Origin of the sequence: Niveibacterium terrae, from assembly GCF_048213115.1 — a bacterium.
Taxonomy (GTDB): Bacteria; Pseudomonadota; Gammaproteobacteria; order Burkholderiales; family Rhodocyclaceae; genus Niveibacterium; species Niveibacterium terrae.
Genome location: NZ_CP172404.1, coordinates 2,972,342 through 2,988,304 on the forward strand (window position 1 = coordinate 2,972,342; position 15,963 = coordinate 2,988,304).

The window sequence follows — 15,963 nt, forward strand, 5'->3', positions numbered from 1 at the left end:
AGAACGGCGCGTTTCGACGCGTCAGGCTGGTCAAGCCACGCCTTCGCCGTTATGCTTTCGGCAAGTCCACGCCCGGCCAGGAACACAGCCCGGACGCGTTTGATCCCCAGCCGAAAACGATACGCGATGCCCCCCAAACGCAGCCATGCCCTCGTCGTCACCCGCAACCTGCCACCTCTGGTCGGTGGCATGGAAAGGCTGATCTGGCACATCGTCGAAGCGATCGCCGGGACGCACGAAGTCCATGTCGTCGGCCCGGAAGGCTCAGCAAAGCGGCTGCCAGAGGGCGTCACCGCGAGCGAAGTCCCGCTCAAACCCATGCCCCTCTTCCTGCTCCGCGCTGCCTGGGCCTCTCTCGTCTCGGCCCTTCGCCTGCGACCGACCTTCGTGCTCGCCGGCAGCGGCCTGACCGCCCCGATCGTCTGGCTCGCAGCCCGACTCTCGGGCGCGCGCGCCATCGTCTATCTGCATGGGCTGGACGTCGAGACCCGGCACTGGCTCTACCGGCTCCTCTGGCGGCCCCTGTTCCGGCGTTTCGACCTTGTCATTGTCAACAGCCATTTCACACGAGATCTCGCCCTCGAAGCCAAGGTTCCCGCCGAACGGATCCGCATCATCCACCCCGGGGTCGAGCTTCCCGAGATCAGCAAGAAGGCGGAGGCCCGCGATGCGTTCAGAAGTCACTTCGGGCTTGGAGAAGCACCGTTGATGCTCTACGTCGGGCGGATCACCCCACGCAAGGGACTGACGAAGTTCGTCGATGACATCCTCCCGCGAGTACTCAACGCGCGACCTGATGCAAAGCTGGCCGTCATCGGGGATGAGCCTCATGGCGCGCTGCTCAAAGCAGCCCACGGAGAAAGAAGCCGAGCCGAAGAAGCGCTCGCGAACCGAAAGATCTCGTCGAGCGTCACCTTCCTCGGAGAGCTGGCTCAGAACGATCCCGTTCTGACGGAAGCCTATTTCTCCTCAGAGGTAATGATTTTTCCGGTCCAAGATAGACCCGGCGACAACGAAGGCTTCGGCATGGTCGCGATCGAGGCAGCCGCCCACGGCCTGCCCACCGTCGCCTTCGCTGTCGGCGGGGTTCCCGACGCGGTGAGCGAGGGAATCTCGGGGAAGCTCATTCCCTCTGGAGACAATGACGCATTTTCCGATGCCGTAATCGGTTATCTGGTCAAACCCAACGATTTGAAATCGAGACCTTTCGCCGAAAAGTTCAGTTGGACGGAATTCAAAATCAAGCTAGACAGAGAACTCAAATCCATCTGATCTACTCCGCTACTAAATTCAAAATCGCTCCTCTGCACACCGAGCTAGAATTGCAGCCATCCCATCCCCTCTCCTACCGTCCGGAAATAGACGGGCTGCGCGCGATCGCCGTTCTCTCGGTCGTCCTCTATCACGCAGGCCAGGGCCCCGCCTCCGGCTTTGTCGGCGTCGACATGTTTTTCGTAATCTCGGGCTATCTGATCACATCGCTGATCCATCGGGAGTCGCGGGAGACAGGAAAGATTGATCTGTTCGCCTTCTATGCGCGACGCGTCAAGCGCATCCTCCCTGCATTACTGTTTGTACTGCTCGTGACGGTCGCCACCTCGATGATCGTTTTGTCTCCCTATGGGGAAAAGAAGGAGCTTTCCCGATCGGCCGCAGCGGCTCTGGGTTTTGTCGGAAACATCTACTTTCAGACCAGGACAGGGGGGTATTTTGACTCGATTGCGAACCACCTTCCCACACTTCACCTGTGGTCGCTCAGCGTTGAGGAGCAGTTCTATGTGGTGTGGCCCCTTCTTCTGCTGGCGCTGCGCGGGGTCGCCGAAAAAAGTAGAATCGGACTGATCGCGTTACTGGCCATGCTGTCCTTCGCAACTGCGGAGACCCTGCTCTACTTTTCCCCCAATATGGCATTCTTTCAGATGCCCGCTCGCTTCTGGGAGCTCGCCATCGGCGGCATCACCGCACTTTTACCCAACACCCAGCAACGAGGGCACCGTCTGGAACTGACCTCCGGAGTGACCCTCGTCCTCGTTGCTGTATTTGTCCCGATCGCGCACTTCCCTGGCTATGGCGCGCTTCCCGCAGTCGCCGGAGCCGCACTGATCATCCACGGCGTCCACATCGCATCAGTCGAGGGAATTGCCGCCCAAGCACTGCGATCAAGACCCATGGTCTTCTTCGGATTGACTTCCTACTCGCTGTACCTGTGGCACTGGCCTTTGCTCTCCATCTATCGCAGCCGCCATCCAGGTCCCATCGATCCTCTGCATACGACCGCGTTGCTGGTCAGCGCTGCCGCACTCGCCTGGCTCAGTTACCGTTTTGTCGAGCGCCCCTTCCGTCGACCAACCCCAGGCACTTCAAATAAAGCCCTCGTGGCTTCGAGTCTCTTCGCACTGGCAGCTTCGGCCTTTTTTATTCTACAGCTCGGCTCGTTTTTTCACCAAGATCTCTATCACGCGTCCCCCAAAGAGAAGCTGGCGCAACGGACTGAAAGTGACATGCCAGAGAATCGTCTTGCTTGCCACTACACCGGCTTTGAACCCCCCTTGCCCTTCCCTAAACCAGGATGTCTCAGCGCAGCACATAAGCCCGTGCGCGTGCTGATCTGGGGAGATTCTCACGCATTAGCCTGGGAGCCCATGGCCAGAATTCTTGCTCAGAGGATGAACGTTTCAGCCACGAGCCATACGCGCGACGCATGCCCTCCCGCATTGAATTATCACAACGGAAAAAGGGAGCGAGAAACAAATGATTGCATTAAATTCAATCAACTCTCTTTTAAAAGCATAACAAAGAACGGCTTCGACACATTGATCCTTTCCGCTCTCTGGCCGCCCCCCCAGAAGAACAAAGAGTTTTACAGGGATTTCGAGCAGACCGTTTTGCAAGCACTTCCCATGGTTCGCAAAGTCATCATCCTCGGTCCAACTCCCTACCTGCGCGATAGCGCTCCCCGCTGCATTCGCACTGGCGAACTCAACGCTTGCGCCATCAGCAGAGATGACTTCAACGCACAATCCACAGAACCTAGTCGGCAGCTGCGATCACTCGCTAAACGAAACGCGAAAATCCGCTATGTGGATCTAGCTGACTTCTTCTGTACCAAGAAATACTGCCCTGTCCTTAAGAACGGCTATGCCCTTTACTGGGACACCAACCATGTATCCGCCACCGCAGCACGTCGATTTTCAGAAAAATTCCAAGAAGATAAACAAGAACAGCATCCCTAATATGTAAAAACCACCTACAGAAAAATCGACACATCCGCGCTCTGAAAACAACAAATTCTGGAGAATAGCCAAGACACGGATTCTCCTCATAAGTTGAGAACATCATGATCAAAAACACTATCAGAAAGCTGCTCAACACAGCAGGCTACGACTTGGTAAAAATCCCGCCAAACACCCCTCCTGGAGCCTCGTCACCATTTCCGGTCGAGCTCGATAGGGAAGAGACTGAGCTGCTCGCCAGCCTGAAAGCGAATAGGCTCACGATGACATCTTTTGAGCGGCTCTGGGCCACCCTGATGGCCTGCAAGCACGTCATTGACAACAATATTCCGGGGGACTTCGTGGAATGCGGAGTGTGGCGGGGCGGCAATGCGCTGCTGGCCGCAGCCACCTTCAAGCGCCACGGCAGTGACAGGAAGGTCTATCTCTTCGACACGTTCGAAGGCATGACTGAACCGACCGAGGCAGACAGGGAATACCGAGGCGATTACGCGCGGACATTGCTCGAAGCAACGGAAAGAAAGGGTGACAGCATCTGGTGCATCGCCAGCCTGGAAGATGTCAGGGAGAACTTCCGCAAAGCAGGGCTGCTCGACGACAACGTCGTTTTCGTGAAAGGAGATGTCTGCGAAACGCTGGAGCTGTCATCCAATATCCCCAAGCAAATCTCGGTGCTGCGCCTGGATACGGACTGGTACGAGTCGACACGGAAAGAGCTTGAGATTCTCTATCCGCGCCTGAGCATTGGCGGCTCTCTGATGATCGACGATTATGGGCATTGGGCTGGCTCACGGCAGGCGACCGACGAATACTTTGCGGACAAACACCATCACCCCTTCCTGCAGTGCATCGACTACACGGGGCGCTCTGGCATCAAGTACGCCTGAGCCTGCGAAGCGGTCTCTCTTCAATGTGAAAGACTGCCAGCTCCTGCTGCACTCCGGCTGACGACCTCGCTCAAAAAGGCTTCCAGTTCAAGCGCGCGCCCCCGCCAGCTTGAAACGAAGCTTCGCGGCAATACGCACCGCTTGTCGAGCTGACCGGCCAAACGCTGCACCATAGCCGACACTGATCCTGCTGTGGCCAGAAACTCAGGAAAGGCGGACAAGAGCAGGCGGACCTCTCCGACCGCGCTGGCCACGAAAGGAGTCTCGCATGCGAGTACTTCCTGGAGTTTCTGCGGGTAACAGTAGCGTCCGAACGGCGTATCGATGTTCGGCACGATCGCGACATCTAACGCACTCCAGAAAAATGGCACACGTTCCGGCTCCAAGATACCCAGATAGCGAACCCCAGGATGATCAAGCCCATCGAGCTGCCTATCACGTGGCCCCGCTAGCAACAGCTGAACCGAAGGCATCGACTGAGCGAGCACCCCATAGGCTTCGAGAACGACAGGAAAACCTCGGCTTACACTCAAGGCTCCAGCTGTTCCGATCAGCGTAGCCTCCGAATCCACCCCCAGACGCTCGCGCGCCAGAAGCTTGGGTATTGGCCTGAAAAGGCTGTCATCGACCGCGTTACCTAGCACGAGACGCGGAAGTCCTGGCGGCAGCCTGTAGTTGCGCTCGGCGTAGCCGAGCAGATTTGCGCCGACCAAGGTCAGCCCATCGGCATTCCGGCATGCTGCTCGGAGCAGCCCGACTGCACCGGGAATTTGGCTCAGACCAAAGCTTTCGTAGTTGTCATACAGATCGATCACGACAGGGACGCCGAGAACCCTTTTGACGGCAAGACCAGCCAGCGCATGCAGCACATCCGAACTCGCCCAGATCACATCAGGTCGGAACTGCGCAACGGTCTGCCTCAATTGACGAGGATAGCGCCACAGCCCCCCCGGGAACAGATCTATCGAGCGCCAGAGGACTGAGCCCCCTGTGGCATCAGGGAGGACCTTCCCCCGCGAGCGGTAGCTCAGTGCAACGCCCGCGACCTGATGACCCAAAGCAGAGAGCTGCGCGGGGATCTCGAACATCCGCCCATAGCGGTCGGACAGCAGGTCCCGCCCTGTGTATTGGCGCTTAGTGAGGACCAGGATACGCATGGGGCTACTCGCCAGCTGGCAGGAGAATTCGGGCAAAAAAGGCGAGGTTGGCCGCCGCAACATCTTCAATCGCGAAACGGCGCTCGACAAGCGCCCGGGCGCACGCGCCTCTAGCCAACAGTTCCCCGTCCTCTGCATCCAAGGCTGCACACAGCGACTGGCTGAGCGCGCACTCATCGTCAGGCGGGCAGACCCAGCCCAACGCTTCATCCACATAGGTATCGATTCCCCCGCAACGAGTCAGCAGTACGGGCAGGCCGGCCTCCATCGCTTCGAGTGCGGAATTGGACATCCCCTCGTAGATGGAAGGAAGCAGGAAGACATCGGCCGCATGGAGTCTGGCCCTGATCTGCTCTCGATCGATGGCGCCGATGAACTCAATTCGGTCGGCGATCCCAAGCTCTGAGCTGAGTCTCTCCAGCGCCAACCGCTCAGGACCGTCTCCGATCAACTGCAGGTGAAAATCCCGCCCGGATGCCCTCACGCAGGCCAGCGCCCTCATCATCACGACCAACCCCTTCTGCTTGCTAAGACGGCCGGTCCAGATCAGTTGTCTCGTCGCCGAAACTGATGAACGCTTGACAGGGGCAGACAGAGCGATTCCATTCGGGATGCGAGCGATGGCGGGAGCGGTGATCCCGACCGAAGCCAGATCAGGCTCGATGGCTGGAGCAATGATATTGATTCCATTGCAATGCCTGTTGAGCATTCGCACCAGCCACCGCCAACCCGGAATCGACTTGATGAAGCTGACGTCTCCAGCCCCCTTGGCATTGATCGGGCAGGCTACGAGCGGAACATTCAGCAGACCCAAGCTCTTGAGCAGGCAAATCGAGAGAGCACCGTCAGCAAGCCCCCGGCAATAGATAATGTCGAAGTGTCCGGAATGACGCAGCAGCAGGCAGGCCAGGGATAGGAAATAGCTGATGGATCGCCCCAAACGCCCCAGGCGATTGACGACGAAGATGCGGTGGGTGGGCAGATCCCGATTCGCCGTTCGAACACTCCCGTTCGGCAAACGGTGCCCAGCAACCTCGACCTGCGCGCCCGCGCCCTGCCATGCACAGACGAGGCGGAAGACCTGATTCTCAGCCCCCCCCAGCACATAGGGAGGCAGATTGGAGATGACTAGGATACGCATGATGACTCGGCTTCAGTGGCTGAGTAAATTCCAGGAAGCAAACATCAGGATGGGCCACAGCGCATAAGCATTCCTGGCCGTCCCCTGGATCTGCTCAGACCATAGGCGGTCGACCACCGCAAAATCGAACAGATCCAGACTCCTGAGTTCCCGCGCATAGAGAAGCTCCTGTGCCCAGACACGCAGAGGGCCACGCAGCCAGTCGTCAATCGGAACATCGAAACCCTGTTTGGGCCGATCCACCAGGACACGGGGAATCTTTCGGTAGAGAGCCTGGCGCAGCAAGCGCTTGCCTACCCCGCCCCCGGCCAGCATCGAACTAGGCAGGCTCCAGGCGAATTCGACAATTCGATGATCGAGCAAAGGCACCCTGAGCTCCAGAGCGGAGGCCATGCTCGCCCGGTCGGTCTTGGTCAGGATGTCATCGGGCAGGTAGGCCAACTGGTCCATGAACCTCATCCTCTGTCCCGACTCGCTCAACCAGTCGGGAAGGCTGGCGCCTCCGGGATGACGGAGCGGCCACAAATTCCTGGTGGTCTGAACCAAGCTCAGAGAGGCAAAATTTGCATAGCACTGATCGAAGTCCCGAGCACGGACTCGCCGGCCATATCTGGCCAGCCGGAAGCCTGTGAGCCCACCGACCAGACGCCCTACGCTCTGCAAACCGTGAGCAGCTGACGCCCTCGCCCAGCCAGGAAGACAACCGAAGACCTTCCAGGCATTATGGGCATCGGCGTAGCGCCTGTAGCCCATGAAGAGTTCATCGCCGCCATCGCCAGACAGCGCCACGGTCACGCTCTGACGGGTGAGCGCGCAGATCAGCGCAGTCGGGATCTGCGACGGATCGGCAAACGGCTCATCGTAGATAACCGGAAGGCGAGGAATCAACGCGAGAGCCTCGTCGGGCGAGACGGTCAGCTCCGTATGCTCAGTCTCCAGATATTCGGCTACTCTCCTGGCCCGGGCTGACTCATCATAGGCCTTGTCCGAAAAGCCAACGGTGAAAGTGCGCACCGGCTTTGTGGAACATTCCTGCATCAGCGCGACGACCAGCGAGGAGTCAACACCGCCCGAGAGCAGCGCCCCAACCGGAACATCCGCCTCCATGCGCTGCTTCACCGAGTCGATGAGCAATGGCTGCAGGCATTCGAGCGCATCCTCGATGCCCCCCTTGAACGGCGCGTCGAGCGCCGCATCGACCGCCCGCTCCAAACTCCAGTAGGGGTGAAGTCGTGCGACAAAATCTTCCAGGCGCAGGGACGCCAGAGCTTCGTCCGCAGAGAAACGAACAAGATTGCCCGCCGGAAGCTTATAGATCTGTTCGTAAATGGACAGCGGCGCCCGGATATAGCCAAAGCGCATCAGTTCGGCGAGTGCCGCGGCGTCGAGCAAGCCTTTCCATCCCGGCGCGCAGCACAGCGCTTTCAATTCCGAAGCGAAGACGATATTGCCACCAACCCGCCCGACATAGAGGGGCTTCTCCCCCATTCTGTCCCGGGCGAGTGTCAGAACACGGCGGGCACGATCCCAAACAGCTAAGGCAAACATCCCGTTGCTGCGATCGAGCGCTTCTTCAACCCCCCAGAGGTCTATCGCCTCTAGCAAAACTTCGGTGTCCGATGTACCCCGCCAGGCCACCTCCTGGCAGGCCTCGATCTGCAGACGCAGGCTTTTGTGGTTGTAGATCTCACCGTTGAAGCAGATGACGTGGTGGCCGCTCGCCGACAGCATGGGCTGAGCACCATTGGGCGAGAGATCAACGACGGCAAGCCGGCAATGGGCGAGACCAATACCAGCCTCAGGATCCGACCAAACCCCCTCCCCATCCGGGCCTCGGTGCCGCAGCGAAGCAGCCATCGGCGCCAGCGCGCCCAAAGCACCAGAGAGCTCGCTCTTTCCCAAAAATCCCGCTATAGCACACACGATCTCAGATCACCCCAGACAGAATATTTTGCGTTGGGCAGATTTCGCTTCCGCACTCCCCCCGCCTCGATCAGACCGACCTCTTCAGCACATAAAGCCGGGAAGAAGATCCGAGAAACCTGGCGAGACGCTGGCGAGCCCGGATGGACAGCCCACCTCCGAGCACTATGGCGCCTGAATAGAAGATACCGACCGGATAGTCCAGCACAACATCATAACCGTGCTCAGAGAATTTTCTAAGCCACCACCTGCGCGAAAAGTAGAAAGTTTCGCTGAAGACATTCCCGCGCTCGCCATGGCGGAAGGGGAAAAGAATCTTGAGCAGATCGGCAAAGGATCTGGGCGCTCGGGGAGCATGATCTTCTGCAACGCTCCCACGCGACCGGACAAGCACCAGATCCCGGACCCGCTTCACCAGCCAGAAATAGTGAAAGAAGGAGGTCCAGAAGCGCCAGGCGGGCGTCGGCAGGACATGGATGGCGTATCCCGTCTTCGTCATGACCCGCGCGATCTCATCGAGGAAGTCGTCAATATCGCCGACATGCTCGAGCAGGTTCGAAGAGAAAACGATATCCACGCTAGCGGTATCCTGCGGAATATGCTTTCCGTCATAGTCGATGATCGGAAATACCCTGCGGCTGTGATAGTAACTATCAGCCATATCCACAGCCGTCACATCGAATCCTGCAGCTTCCAGCATCCTGGCTTGGTAGCCATTGCCCGCACCGAGCTCGAGAAGTCTGCCCCTGCCTGCCGCAAGAACCGGAAAACATTCCTTGGCGCGCATCAGCTCGAACTCTCTTATCGACTGCAGGTTTCCCTCGATCAGCTCATTCATCAACAACTCGCTCCCTAGTACCCCTCCCCTGAAAAAGGACGAGCAGGACGGGCAAAATGGCCAGCATCGTCTGGGATGCCAGCATAGCAAACACAGCTCCGCGCGCCCCGATCTGCGGGATAAACAACAAGTTGAGCATGATGTTACCCAGAACACTCGCCGTTTCGATCAGCACGCGCAGCCTCTGCCTGTCCGTGGCGGAGAGCACGTTCAGACCGATCTGAGAGACGCCCATCAGGAACGGAATCGGTATCAGGAGGCGGACCAGAGGCAGCGCGTCCGAAAAACCTGAACCGAAGACAAGCAGCAGGATGGGCGCGAAGAAATAAGTTGCAGTTCCGGCCAGCACGCCATACACGAGCACTGGCAGCATGAGCTTACGCGCAAGCGTGGCCGCAGCCGCCCCCCCCTGTTCGCCTCGGCGGAACAGTTTGGGAACGATCGCGAGGAGGTATCCGAGCAGGGGCATCGTTGCGGCAGTAATCACCCTGGAGGCCAGCGAATAGTTTCCCGTCTCGCGCTCTGTCCCCATTCGGAGCAGCAAAGCCTTATCGATCTCGCTTCCGGCACAGGCGGCGACGATGCTCAGTGAAAATCCGAAACCTTCCCGCAGGCGCCCCCGTATCGCAGCCTCGCTCCAAGTTGGACGTCCGAGATCTCGGCAGACCTGAAAATAGGATAGGGCCGCAGCCAGGACCGTCGAGGCCAAGTACATCCAAGCGAAAACGGCCAAACTGACTTTCTCCTGAAGACTCAGGATTAGTACAGCCATGAACCTGAACAGATTCATCTGGACGTGATTGAACATCGTCCTCCCGACCCGCTCATTGGCCTGATAGGCAACGGACACAAGGGAGATCAGCGGCATCGCGAAGAACTCTGCAGCAACGATCAACAGGACGAGAGAATCGTACTTTCCGCGGGAGAAGAGCCGCCAGGAGAGCAACATCGCACCCCCCGCCATCACCGGAGCCGATACGATCAAAGCGCGCAATGCCTTTGCCCAAAAAGCGCCGAAATTCTCGGGCGAACGGGAAACCTCCTTGATCAGGATGGTCCCGAAGCCGACCCCCACGAGCGGAGACAAGCTGACGGACAGGGCGACGACACCGGAAAATACGCCGTAGCCCTCGGCGCCGAGCAGCCTGGCAACAAGGACCAGATAGGCGAACTGCAGTCCGATCCGAAACACCTGCCAGAGATTGGCCAACAAGGTGTTGCGCGCAGTCAGCCCAGCGAAGCGGAATCTATTAGCCATGCAAACACTTTCCGCCATCCCCCAGGCAGTAGCACGGCGTCAGCCCCTCAGACATCCTTATCCTTGTACATCAGCGCCGTGATCTGCTCCGAGATCAAGCCCATCAGGAACACGACCACGCTTCCCGTATAGAGCAGCGCGCTCATATTCGTAAACCGGCTGAAGGCGATGAAGGTGTGCGCATACCAACCGCTCGCGACGAGGAAAAGCAGCAACGCGACAGGACCGAAGAGCTTCAAGGGCGAGTAGAGCGTGCCGATCTTGAAGATGATCAACAGAAAACGGGTGCCGTCACGCAGCAGCATGATATGGCTCTTGCCGATCCGCTTCGCGGCCGTGATCGGCAGATAAGCCACCGAATAGCCTGCGCGAAAGAAGGCCATCGTCGAGGTCGTCGGATAGGAAAAACCGTTCGGCAGCAGGTAAAGAAACTCTCTAAACTTCGCCGCGCGCACGGCGCGGAAACCCGAGGTAAGATCCTCGACCGTGTGACCGGTCATGTAGCTCGCCAGCTTGTTATAGAAGCGGTTCGCGACCCCGCGCCCGGCGCTGGCCTGGGAACCCTTCCCCCTCGCTCCGACGACGAGATCGTAACCTTCCCCCATCTTCGCGAGCAGGCGCGGGATGTCGGCGGGATCGTGCTGACCGTCCGCGTCCATGAATATGATGATCTCGCCCGTCGCGACTCGGGCTCCGGTTTTGATCGCCGCGCCATTACCCTTTGAGTACGGGTGAGAGACGACGCGCGCGCCGGCGGCTTTGGCACATTCCGCCGTACCGTCTGACGAGCCATCATCGACGACGATCACCTCTGCCTCAGGACAGGATATCCGGATCTTTTCAACGGTCGCACCGATCGCACCTTCCTCGTTCTTGGCGGGCAGTACGATACTAATCACCGGTTACCTCCTTTTCTGGGACTGCTTTTTGCAATGCAGTTTTCTCGCTGCTAGCTTGAGCGAGCTTCTTTCGCTCCCCTTTGATTTCCTGAAACCAAACTCGGCGTCTGTCCATTTTTTCTGCCAGATCCAGCTCACTCTCAGCTTTCTGAATTTCCCCAGCCAATCGATGGATCTGGCCGAGCAACATATGCCCTCCCACATCATCCACTTCAGCGAGGCTGTCACGGGCGAACTCGGCGCTTTTCGCGTAATCGCCGGCCACCTCCGAAAAGTAACGCGCAAGCAACTTGTCGATGCAGGAGCGCGTCACACGATCACCTGTTGGATTTTCCAGTGCGGCAACCAGAAACCCAACAGCCTGATCATGTCTCATCTTGCAGCGTCCACTGATCTGGCACGAAACGAAGGCATCGAGGAAACCGATGTTGCTGTTCTGAAAGGGTCTCTCGCGCAAATCACGTCTCAGACTTTCCACGACATCAGGAGAAGGCTGCTGCTTCTGATAGTAAGCCAAATGTATAAGTCCGAACAGCGCGCCATTGCTGGATCTGTAACTTTGCTCGGCTCGCGCGAGCGCCTCTCGCGCCAGACTTGCGTATCGCGCCCCCCGCCCCTGATCCAGCAATTTGATGTAGACCCGCGCCAACTGATAATTAGCCCGTTCAGAGCGAGGATGAGTAGCCGCTTCGAATGCGGCTTGGTCAACGAGATTGGACCAGATCTCTGCCCGTTGCCAGGTCAAGAAAGCCAAGATCAGACAAAGTCCAACCACTCCCGTGTAAATCACTTTCCCTAGGCGCTCGGCCTTGATTTGAAAGAGCAGAGCAGGAACCAACAGCAGCGGGCCGATGATCGCAAAGTAGTTCCGATGCTCATGGACCAGCTCCAGGCTGATGAAGGAAGACTCCAGAGAATGTCCAATCAGGAACCATCCCCAGGCAAACAACCAGACGGGACTCCTGCGGACTACCCATGCACAGCCCACCGTAACCAAACCCAGAGCAAGAAGGGAAAGAAGCGTACTGACGGGCTGAAGCAGCCCCATCGAGACAATGAAATCGTCGTGGTAGAGACTCAGCTCCGAGAGTGACGGAGCAAAGAGCAAACGAAGGTAGTAGAAGACAACCCTCGACTCGGTCATCAGCCTTTCCTGGAGCGTAAAGCCTCGGCGGAGAAAGGCCGCCGGATCGGTATAGGCCGGCAACGCTGCAAGACAGACAAAGAACCCCAGCAGCACCGACACCCAAGCAAGGTGGATCAGCTTGATGCGACCGATGCAAATAGGTACTTCGCCGCGCCGCCCACGCAGCAAAACGATCTCAATCCAGAGCAGCAGAGGAACGAATAGAACACCGGACTCCTTGCTCAATACCGCCGCCAGCAGGGCCAGGCAAACCAAACATCCCACGCACAGTGAGTGTCGAAAACGGGGGGGGTAACTGAGGCTGCGCCAATGGACATAGACCGTCAGCGCGACAAGCCCGAACAAAGCTGAAAGGCTGGTCATCCGCTGCACAACATAGAGCACGCTGGTCAGATTCAGCGGGTGAAGCCCCCAGAGAGCAGCAACCAGCACCGCACCCCATTCCGCTTTTCCCTCGCTCAACGGGGCCGTGAAGCACGGCAGAAGAAGCCGCGCTAGCCGATAGACCAGAACCGTGTTGATCAGGTGGATCACCAAATTGGTGAGTTTGAAATAGAAGGGATCAAAGCCGGTGAAGTAGTGATTCAGCGCGAAGGTGAGCATGCTGAACGGGCGCCCCAGAGGGCCTGCATCTCCAGACCAGAAGGCCGCACGCAGCGCGGAGAGTTCCAGCGACTTAATCGCCAAACGGGAATTTTCGAGGATGTTGGCCGGGTCGTCGAAGACGTAGTTCCCGTAGAGCCCGGGCCAATAGGAACCCAGGCAGGCCAGCAGCACCAAGCAAAGAGCCCATCTAAGGACAAGAGTCGAGGACGAAATATCGCGCATGCTCGCTTCCATAAAACAAATGGCACCCCAAAGGGTGCCACTTTTGCTGCGGTCAGAAAAACTCAGCGGCAGTTCGAAGGACGATACTTGGAAACAAGGGTACCGCCGGTGCAAGTCCAGGAGACCGTGCCATTCGTATCGTGCCCCTGCAAGAAGAGCGTGGCACCCGGGGCGACCTTGGTGTTGAAGGTCACGGTGATCAGCGAACCAGAAACCGCCACGGAGTTGACGGCATTGCCCTTGATCGAAGTGTCGGCGGCGAGACCAGCCGAACCGTTTGCCGCCGGCCAAGCGCCCTTCGACGAGTAGAACTCGGTCACAGCAGCCTTGGCACCGGCAGCCAGAGTCAAGCCCTCGGTAACGTGCGAACGCTTAGTGTAGTCTTGGTAAGCGGGCAGCGCGATGGCGGCCAGGATACCGATGATCGCGACGACGATCATCAGTTCGATCAGCGTGAAACCTTTTTGCATCTTGTTCATGAGAGTTCCCCTCAAAATTCGGGCGGGTGATTCCGCTGATCGGATTATATGCACATGTCGTGCCAGATGCGAGAGGCTCGCCGATCGCTTGCAGATCAAGGGTTTGGCGCGCTCCGGGAAAGCGGAAGCGTGATTTGCATCACGGAGAACTGCCCATTTTCGTCACCTGCTGACGATCAGTGACAACTTGAAGGTCTGAGCAGCGGAATTCTGGGTTCATCGCTGCAAGGCGCCAAGACCCGGAGGGGGAGATTCAGAATTGGGAGAGGAGCCCGGGGAGGTTCGGAGATTTTCGCGGAGCGCCAGACGGCACCGCGAAGGAGGAATCAGAATCACTCCACAGACACGGGAGGCGAAGGATGGCCAAGTCAATCAGCCGCGGCAATTGGTGGGTCGGTACTTTGCGCTAAGCGATCCACCCTTGCAGTCCCAGGCCACAGTACCACCGGCAGCAGTCGGAGTCAGCGTGAGTACATTGTTCGCAGGATCGATCAAGGACTTGAAGGTCACCGTGATCACTCCACTGCTGCCGACCTGGATGCTTCGCACGGCCTGACCAGAAACGCTGGCAGCACTGGCAACGCCAACGCTGTCATTGTTGCCCGGAAAGTAGCCTTTGTCGGCATAGAACTCTGTTACAGAAGCCTTAACCGCCCCCGCCATCACAAGACCTTCCGCTACATGGCTACGCTTCGTGTAGTCTTGGTAGGCTGGCAGCGCGAGCGCGGCCAGGATGCCGATGATCGCGACGACGATCATCAGTTCGATCAGCGTGAAGCCACGCGGGCGGGTCTTGTTCATGATTTCCTCGCTCATTGGCGGCACTTTTGCCAAATACATATTCATGCAGACGCTGTGCCAGATCCATGATCACGAAGGCAGCCCTTACAAAACAAGGACTTGCGTCACGAATCCGCGGCCTGCGCAGACTCATCGACGAGGAAACTGTCAAATTCAGTCACATCATGACGCAAACCGCCTTCGCTGCCAGGGCGGCAGGGCAAGGACAAATTCCATCTCGCGCACAGCGACAGAGCAAAGCCAAGATCTATCTCACGCAGAGCCGCAGAGAAAACCAAAGACAAACAGCATCCTGAGCGAAAGTCACTGATCTGACGCACATTCGCCGGAGCGTTGTGACCCAAGGACGCTTTTGACCTCGTCTTTCCTCCGCGGCTCTGCGGCTCTGCGTGAGGAATGCCTTTGACCTTCGCTGTGCCACGGCGTGAGGGTTGTTTTGACCTTTCGCTTCTGAAGCTCTGTGGCTCCGCGTAAAGCAATGCTTCCTGCGCCCCCATCCTCCAGCAGATCTATGCTCAAGAACTGGAGGAACTACATGGAACTGAACGAGATAAGCGGCACCATCATCGATGCGGCCATCGCCATCCATAAGGATCTCGGCCCAGGACTCCTGGAATCCGTGTACGAGCAAGTGCGGGCAAAGCAGCTACAGAAGCGGGGACTCCTGGTCGAACGCCAAAGAGCGGTTACCTTTGAATACGATGGCACCCTCTTCGAGGATGCCTTTCAGATCGACCTGCTCGTCGAAGGACAAGTCGTCGTTGAGCTCAAGTCCGTCGAGAAGGAAAGTCCGGTACATGTAAAGCAGGTTCTGACCTACTTGCGTCTGATGAAGCTCCCGCTGGGCCTGGTCATCAACTTTGGGGCAAGTCCCCTGAAGAACGGCCTCCACCGCGTGATCAACAGCCGCGCAAGCCAGCCAAGCCTTCCTCTGCCGTAGAACAGGAGAGACCGGGCAAGGCAAGGTCAAATTCGATCTCACGCAGAGCCGCAGAGCCACAGAGAAGATCAAACCCGCTTCATGAGCAAAACCCGGGGCACGCCGCTCCAGGTTCCGAGCCCCTCATCCCGGGAACGCAAAGAAGACCAACGGCAGGGAAAAGGCCGGTCTCACGCAGAGGCGCAGAGAAGGTCAAACCTGCTTCGTGAACAAACCGGGGCACGCCGCTCCAGGTTCCGAGTTCCCCCATCCCGTGAACACAGGGAAAACCAACAGCAGGGAAAAGCCGGTCTCACGCAGAACCGCAGAGCCACAGAGAAGGCCAAACCTGTTTTGTGAACAAACCGGGGCACGTCGCTCCAGGTTCCAAGTTCCCCCTTCCCGTGAACACAGAGAATACCAACGTCAGGGAAAAGGCCGGTCTCACGCAGA

General features: G+C 58.1%; 13 protein-coding genes and 1 pseudogene. 4 read left to right on the top strand and 10 right to left on the bottom strand.

Features of this window, described 5'->3' with window-relative positions:
* Positions 1 to 126: 126 nt before the first annotated feature.
* From ACHFB9_RS13785 to ACHFB9_RS13795, 3 genes are all read left to right on the top strand, one after another.
* The gene (locus tag ACHFB9_RS13785) at positions 127 to 1,272 is read left to right on the top strand and encodes a glycosyltransferase family 4 protein (RefSeq protein WP_417067883.1); all 1,146 of its coding nucleotides are present in this window, start codon (positions 127 to 129) and stop codon (positions 1,270 to 1,272) included.
* The gene (locus ACHFB9_RS13790) at positions 1,224 to 3,233 is read left to right on the top strand and encodes an acyltransferase family protein (RefSeq protein WP_417067885.1); all 2,010 of its coding nucleotides are present in this window, start codon (positions 1,224 to 1,226) and stop codon (positions 3,231 to 3,233) included. The genes ACHFB9_RS13785 and ACHFB9_RS13790 overlap by 49 nt, the downstream gene beginning before the upstream one ends.
* Positions 3,234 to 3,337: 104 nt before the next feature.
* On the top strand, positions 3,338 to 4,120 hold the full coding sequence (locus tag ACHFB9_RS13795; RefSeq protein ID WP_417067886.1) for a TylF/MycF/NovP-related O-methyltransferase: 783 nt from the start codon (positions 3,338 to 3,340) through the stop codon (positions 4,118 to 4,120).
* A gap of 20 nt (positions 4,121 to 4,140) precedes the next feature.
* On the opposite strand, the gene ACHFB9_RS13800 is transcribed toward ACHFB9_RS13795, so the two are convergent.
* The 10 genes and pseudogenes from ACHFB9_RS13800 to ACHFB9_RS13845 all read right to left on the bottom strand — a co-directional run.
* Positions 4,141 to 5,277 (bottom strand): glycosyltransferase family 4 protein, encoded by a 1,137-nt coding sequence (locus tag ACHFB9_RS13800; RefSeq protein WP_417067887.1) that lies wholly within the window; start codon positions 5,275 to 5,277, stop codon positions 4,141 to 4,143.
* Between the two features lie 4 nt (positions 5,278 to 5,281).
* Positions 5,282 to 6,418 (bottom strand): glycosyltransferase family 4 protein, encoded by a 1,137-nt coding sequence (locus ACHFB9_RS13805; protein ID WP_417067888.1) that lies wholly within the window; start codon positions 6,416 to 6,418, stop codon positions 5,282 to 5,284.
* A 12-nt stretch (positions 6,419 to 6,430) separates the two neighbouring features.
* The gene (gene asnB / locus ACHFB9_RS13810) at positions 6,431 to 8,293 is read right to left on the bottom strand and encodes an asparagine synthase (glutamine-hydrolyzing) (protein WP_417067889.1); all 1,863 of its coding nucleotides are present in this window, start codon (positions 8,291 to 8,293) and stop codon (positions 6,431 to 6,433) included.
* A 118-nt stretch (positions 8,294 to 8,411) separates the two neighbouring features.
* Positions 8,412 to 9,179 (bottom strand): class I SAM-dependent methyltransferase, encoded by a 768-nt coding sequence (locus tag ACHFB9_RS13815; RefSeq protein ID WP_417067891.1) that lies wholly within the window; start codon positions 9,177 to 9,179, stop codon positions 8,412 to 8,414.
* Positions 9,172 to 10,437 (bottom strand): oligosaccharide flippase family protein, encoded by a 1,266-nt coding sequence (locus ACHFB9_RS13820; RefSeq protein ID WP_417067893.1) that lies wholly within the window; start codon positions 10,435 to 10,437, stop codon positions 9,172 to 9,174. Before ACHFB9_RS13820 ends, ACHFB9_RS13815 begins: the two co-directional genes overlap by 8 nt.
* A 47-nt stretch (positions 10,438 to 10,484) precedes the next feature.
* Positions 10,485 to 11,336 carry a glycosyltransferase family 2 protein gene (locus tag ACHFB9_RS13825; RefSeq protein ID WP_417067894.1) on the bottom strand — a complete coding sequence of 284 codons (852 nt, stop codon included), beginning with the start codon at positions 11,334 to 11,336 and terminating at the stop codon, positions 10,485 to 10,487.
* A complete protein-coding gene (locus tag ACHFB9_RS13830) occupies positions 11,329 to 13,311 on the bottom strand; it encodes a hypothetical protein (protein ID WP_417067895.1) in 1,983 nt (660 codons plus the stop codon). The genes ACHFB9_RS13825 and ACHFB9_RS13830 overlap by 8 nt, the downstream gene beginning before the upstream one ends.
* 62 nt (positions 13,312 to 13,373) lie before the next feature.
* Positions 13,374 to 13,790, bottom strand: a complete 417-nt coding sequence (locus ACHFB9_RS13835) for a pilin (RefSeq protein WP_417067896.1) — start codon at positions 13,788 to 13,790, stop codon at positions 13,374 to 13,376.
* Between the two features lie 372 nt (positions 13,791 to 14,162).
* The gene (locus ACHFB9_RS13840) at positions 14,163 to 14,453 is read right to left on the bottom strand and encodes a pilin (protein ID WP_417071390.1); all 291 of its coding nucleotides are present in this window, start codon (positions 14,451 to 14,453) and stop codon (positions 14,163 to 14,165) included.
* Between the two features lie 29 nt (positions 14,454 to 14,482).
* A pseudogene (locus tag ACHFB9_RS13845) lies at positions 14,483 to 14,591 on the bottom strand (pilin); the annotation flags it as partial.
* 535 nt (positions 14,592 to 15,126) lie between these two features.
* Here ACHFB9_RS13845 and ACHFB9_RS13850 point away from each other — a divergent pair.
* A complete protein-coding gene (locus ACHFB9_RS13850; protein WP_417067897.1) occupies positions 15,127 to 15,531 on the top strand; it encodes a GxxExxY protein in 405 nt (134 codons plus the stop codon).
* Positions 15,532 to 15,963: the final 432 nt, after the last annotated feature.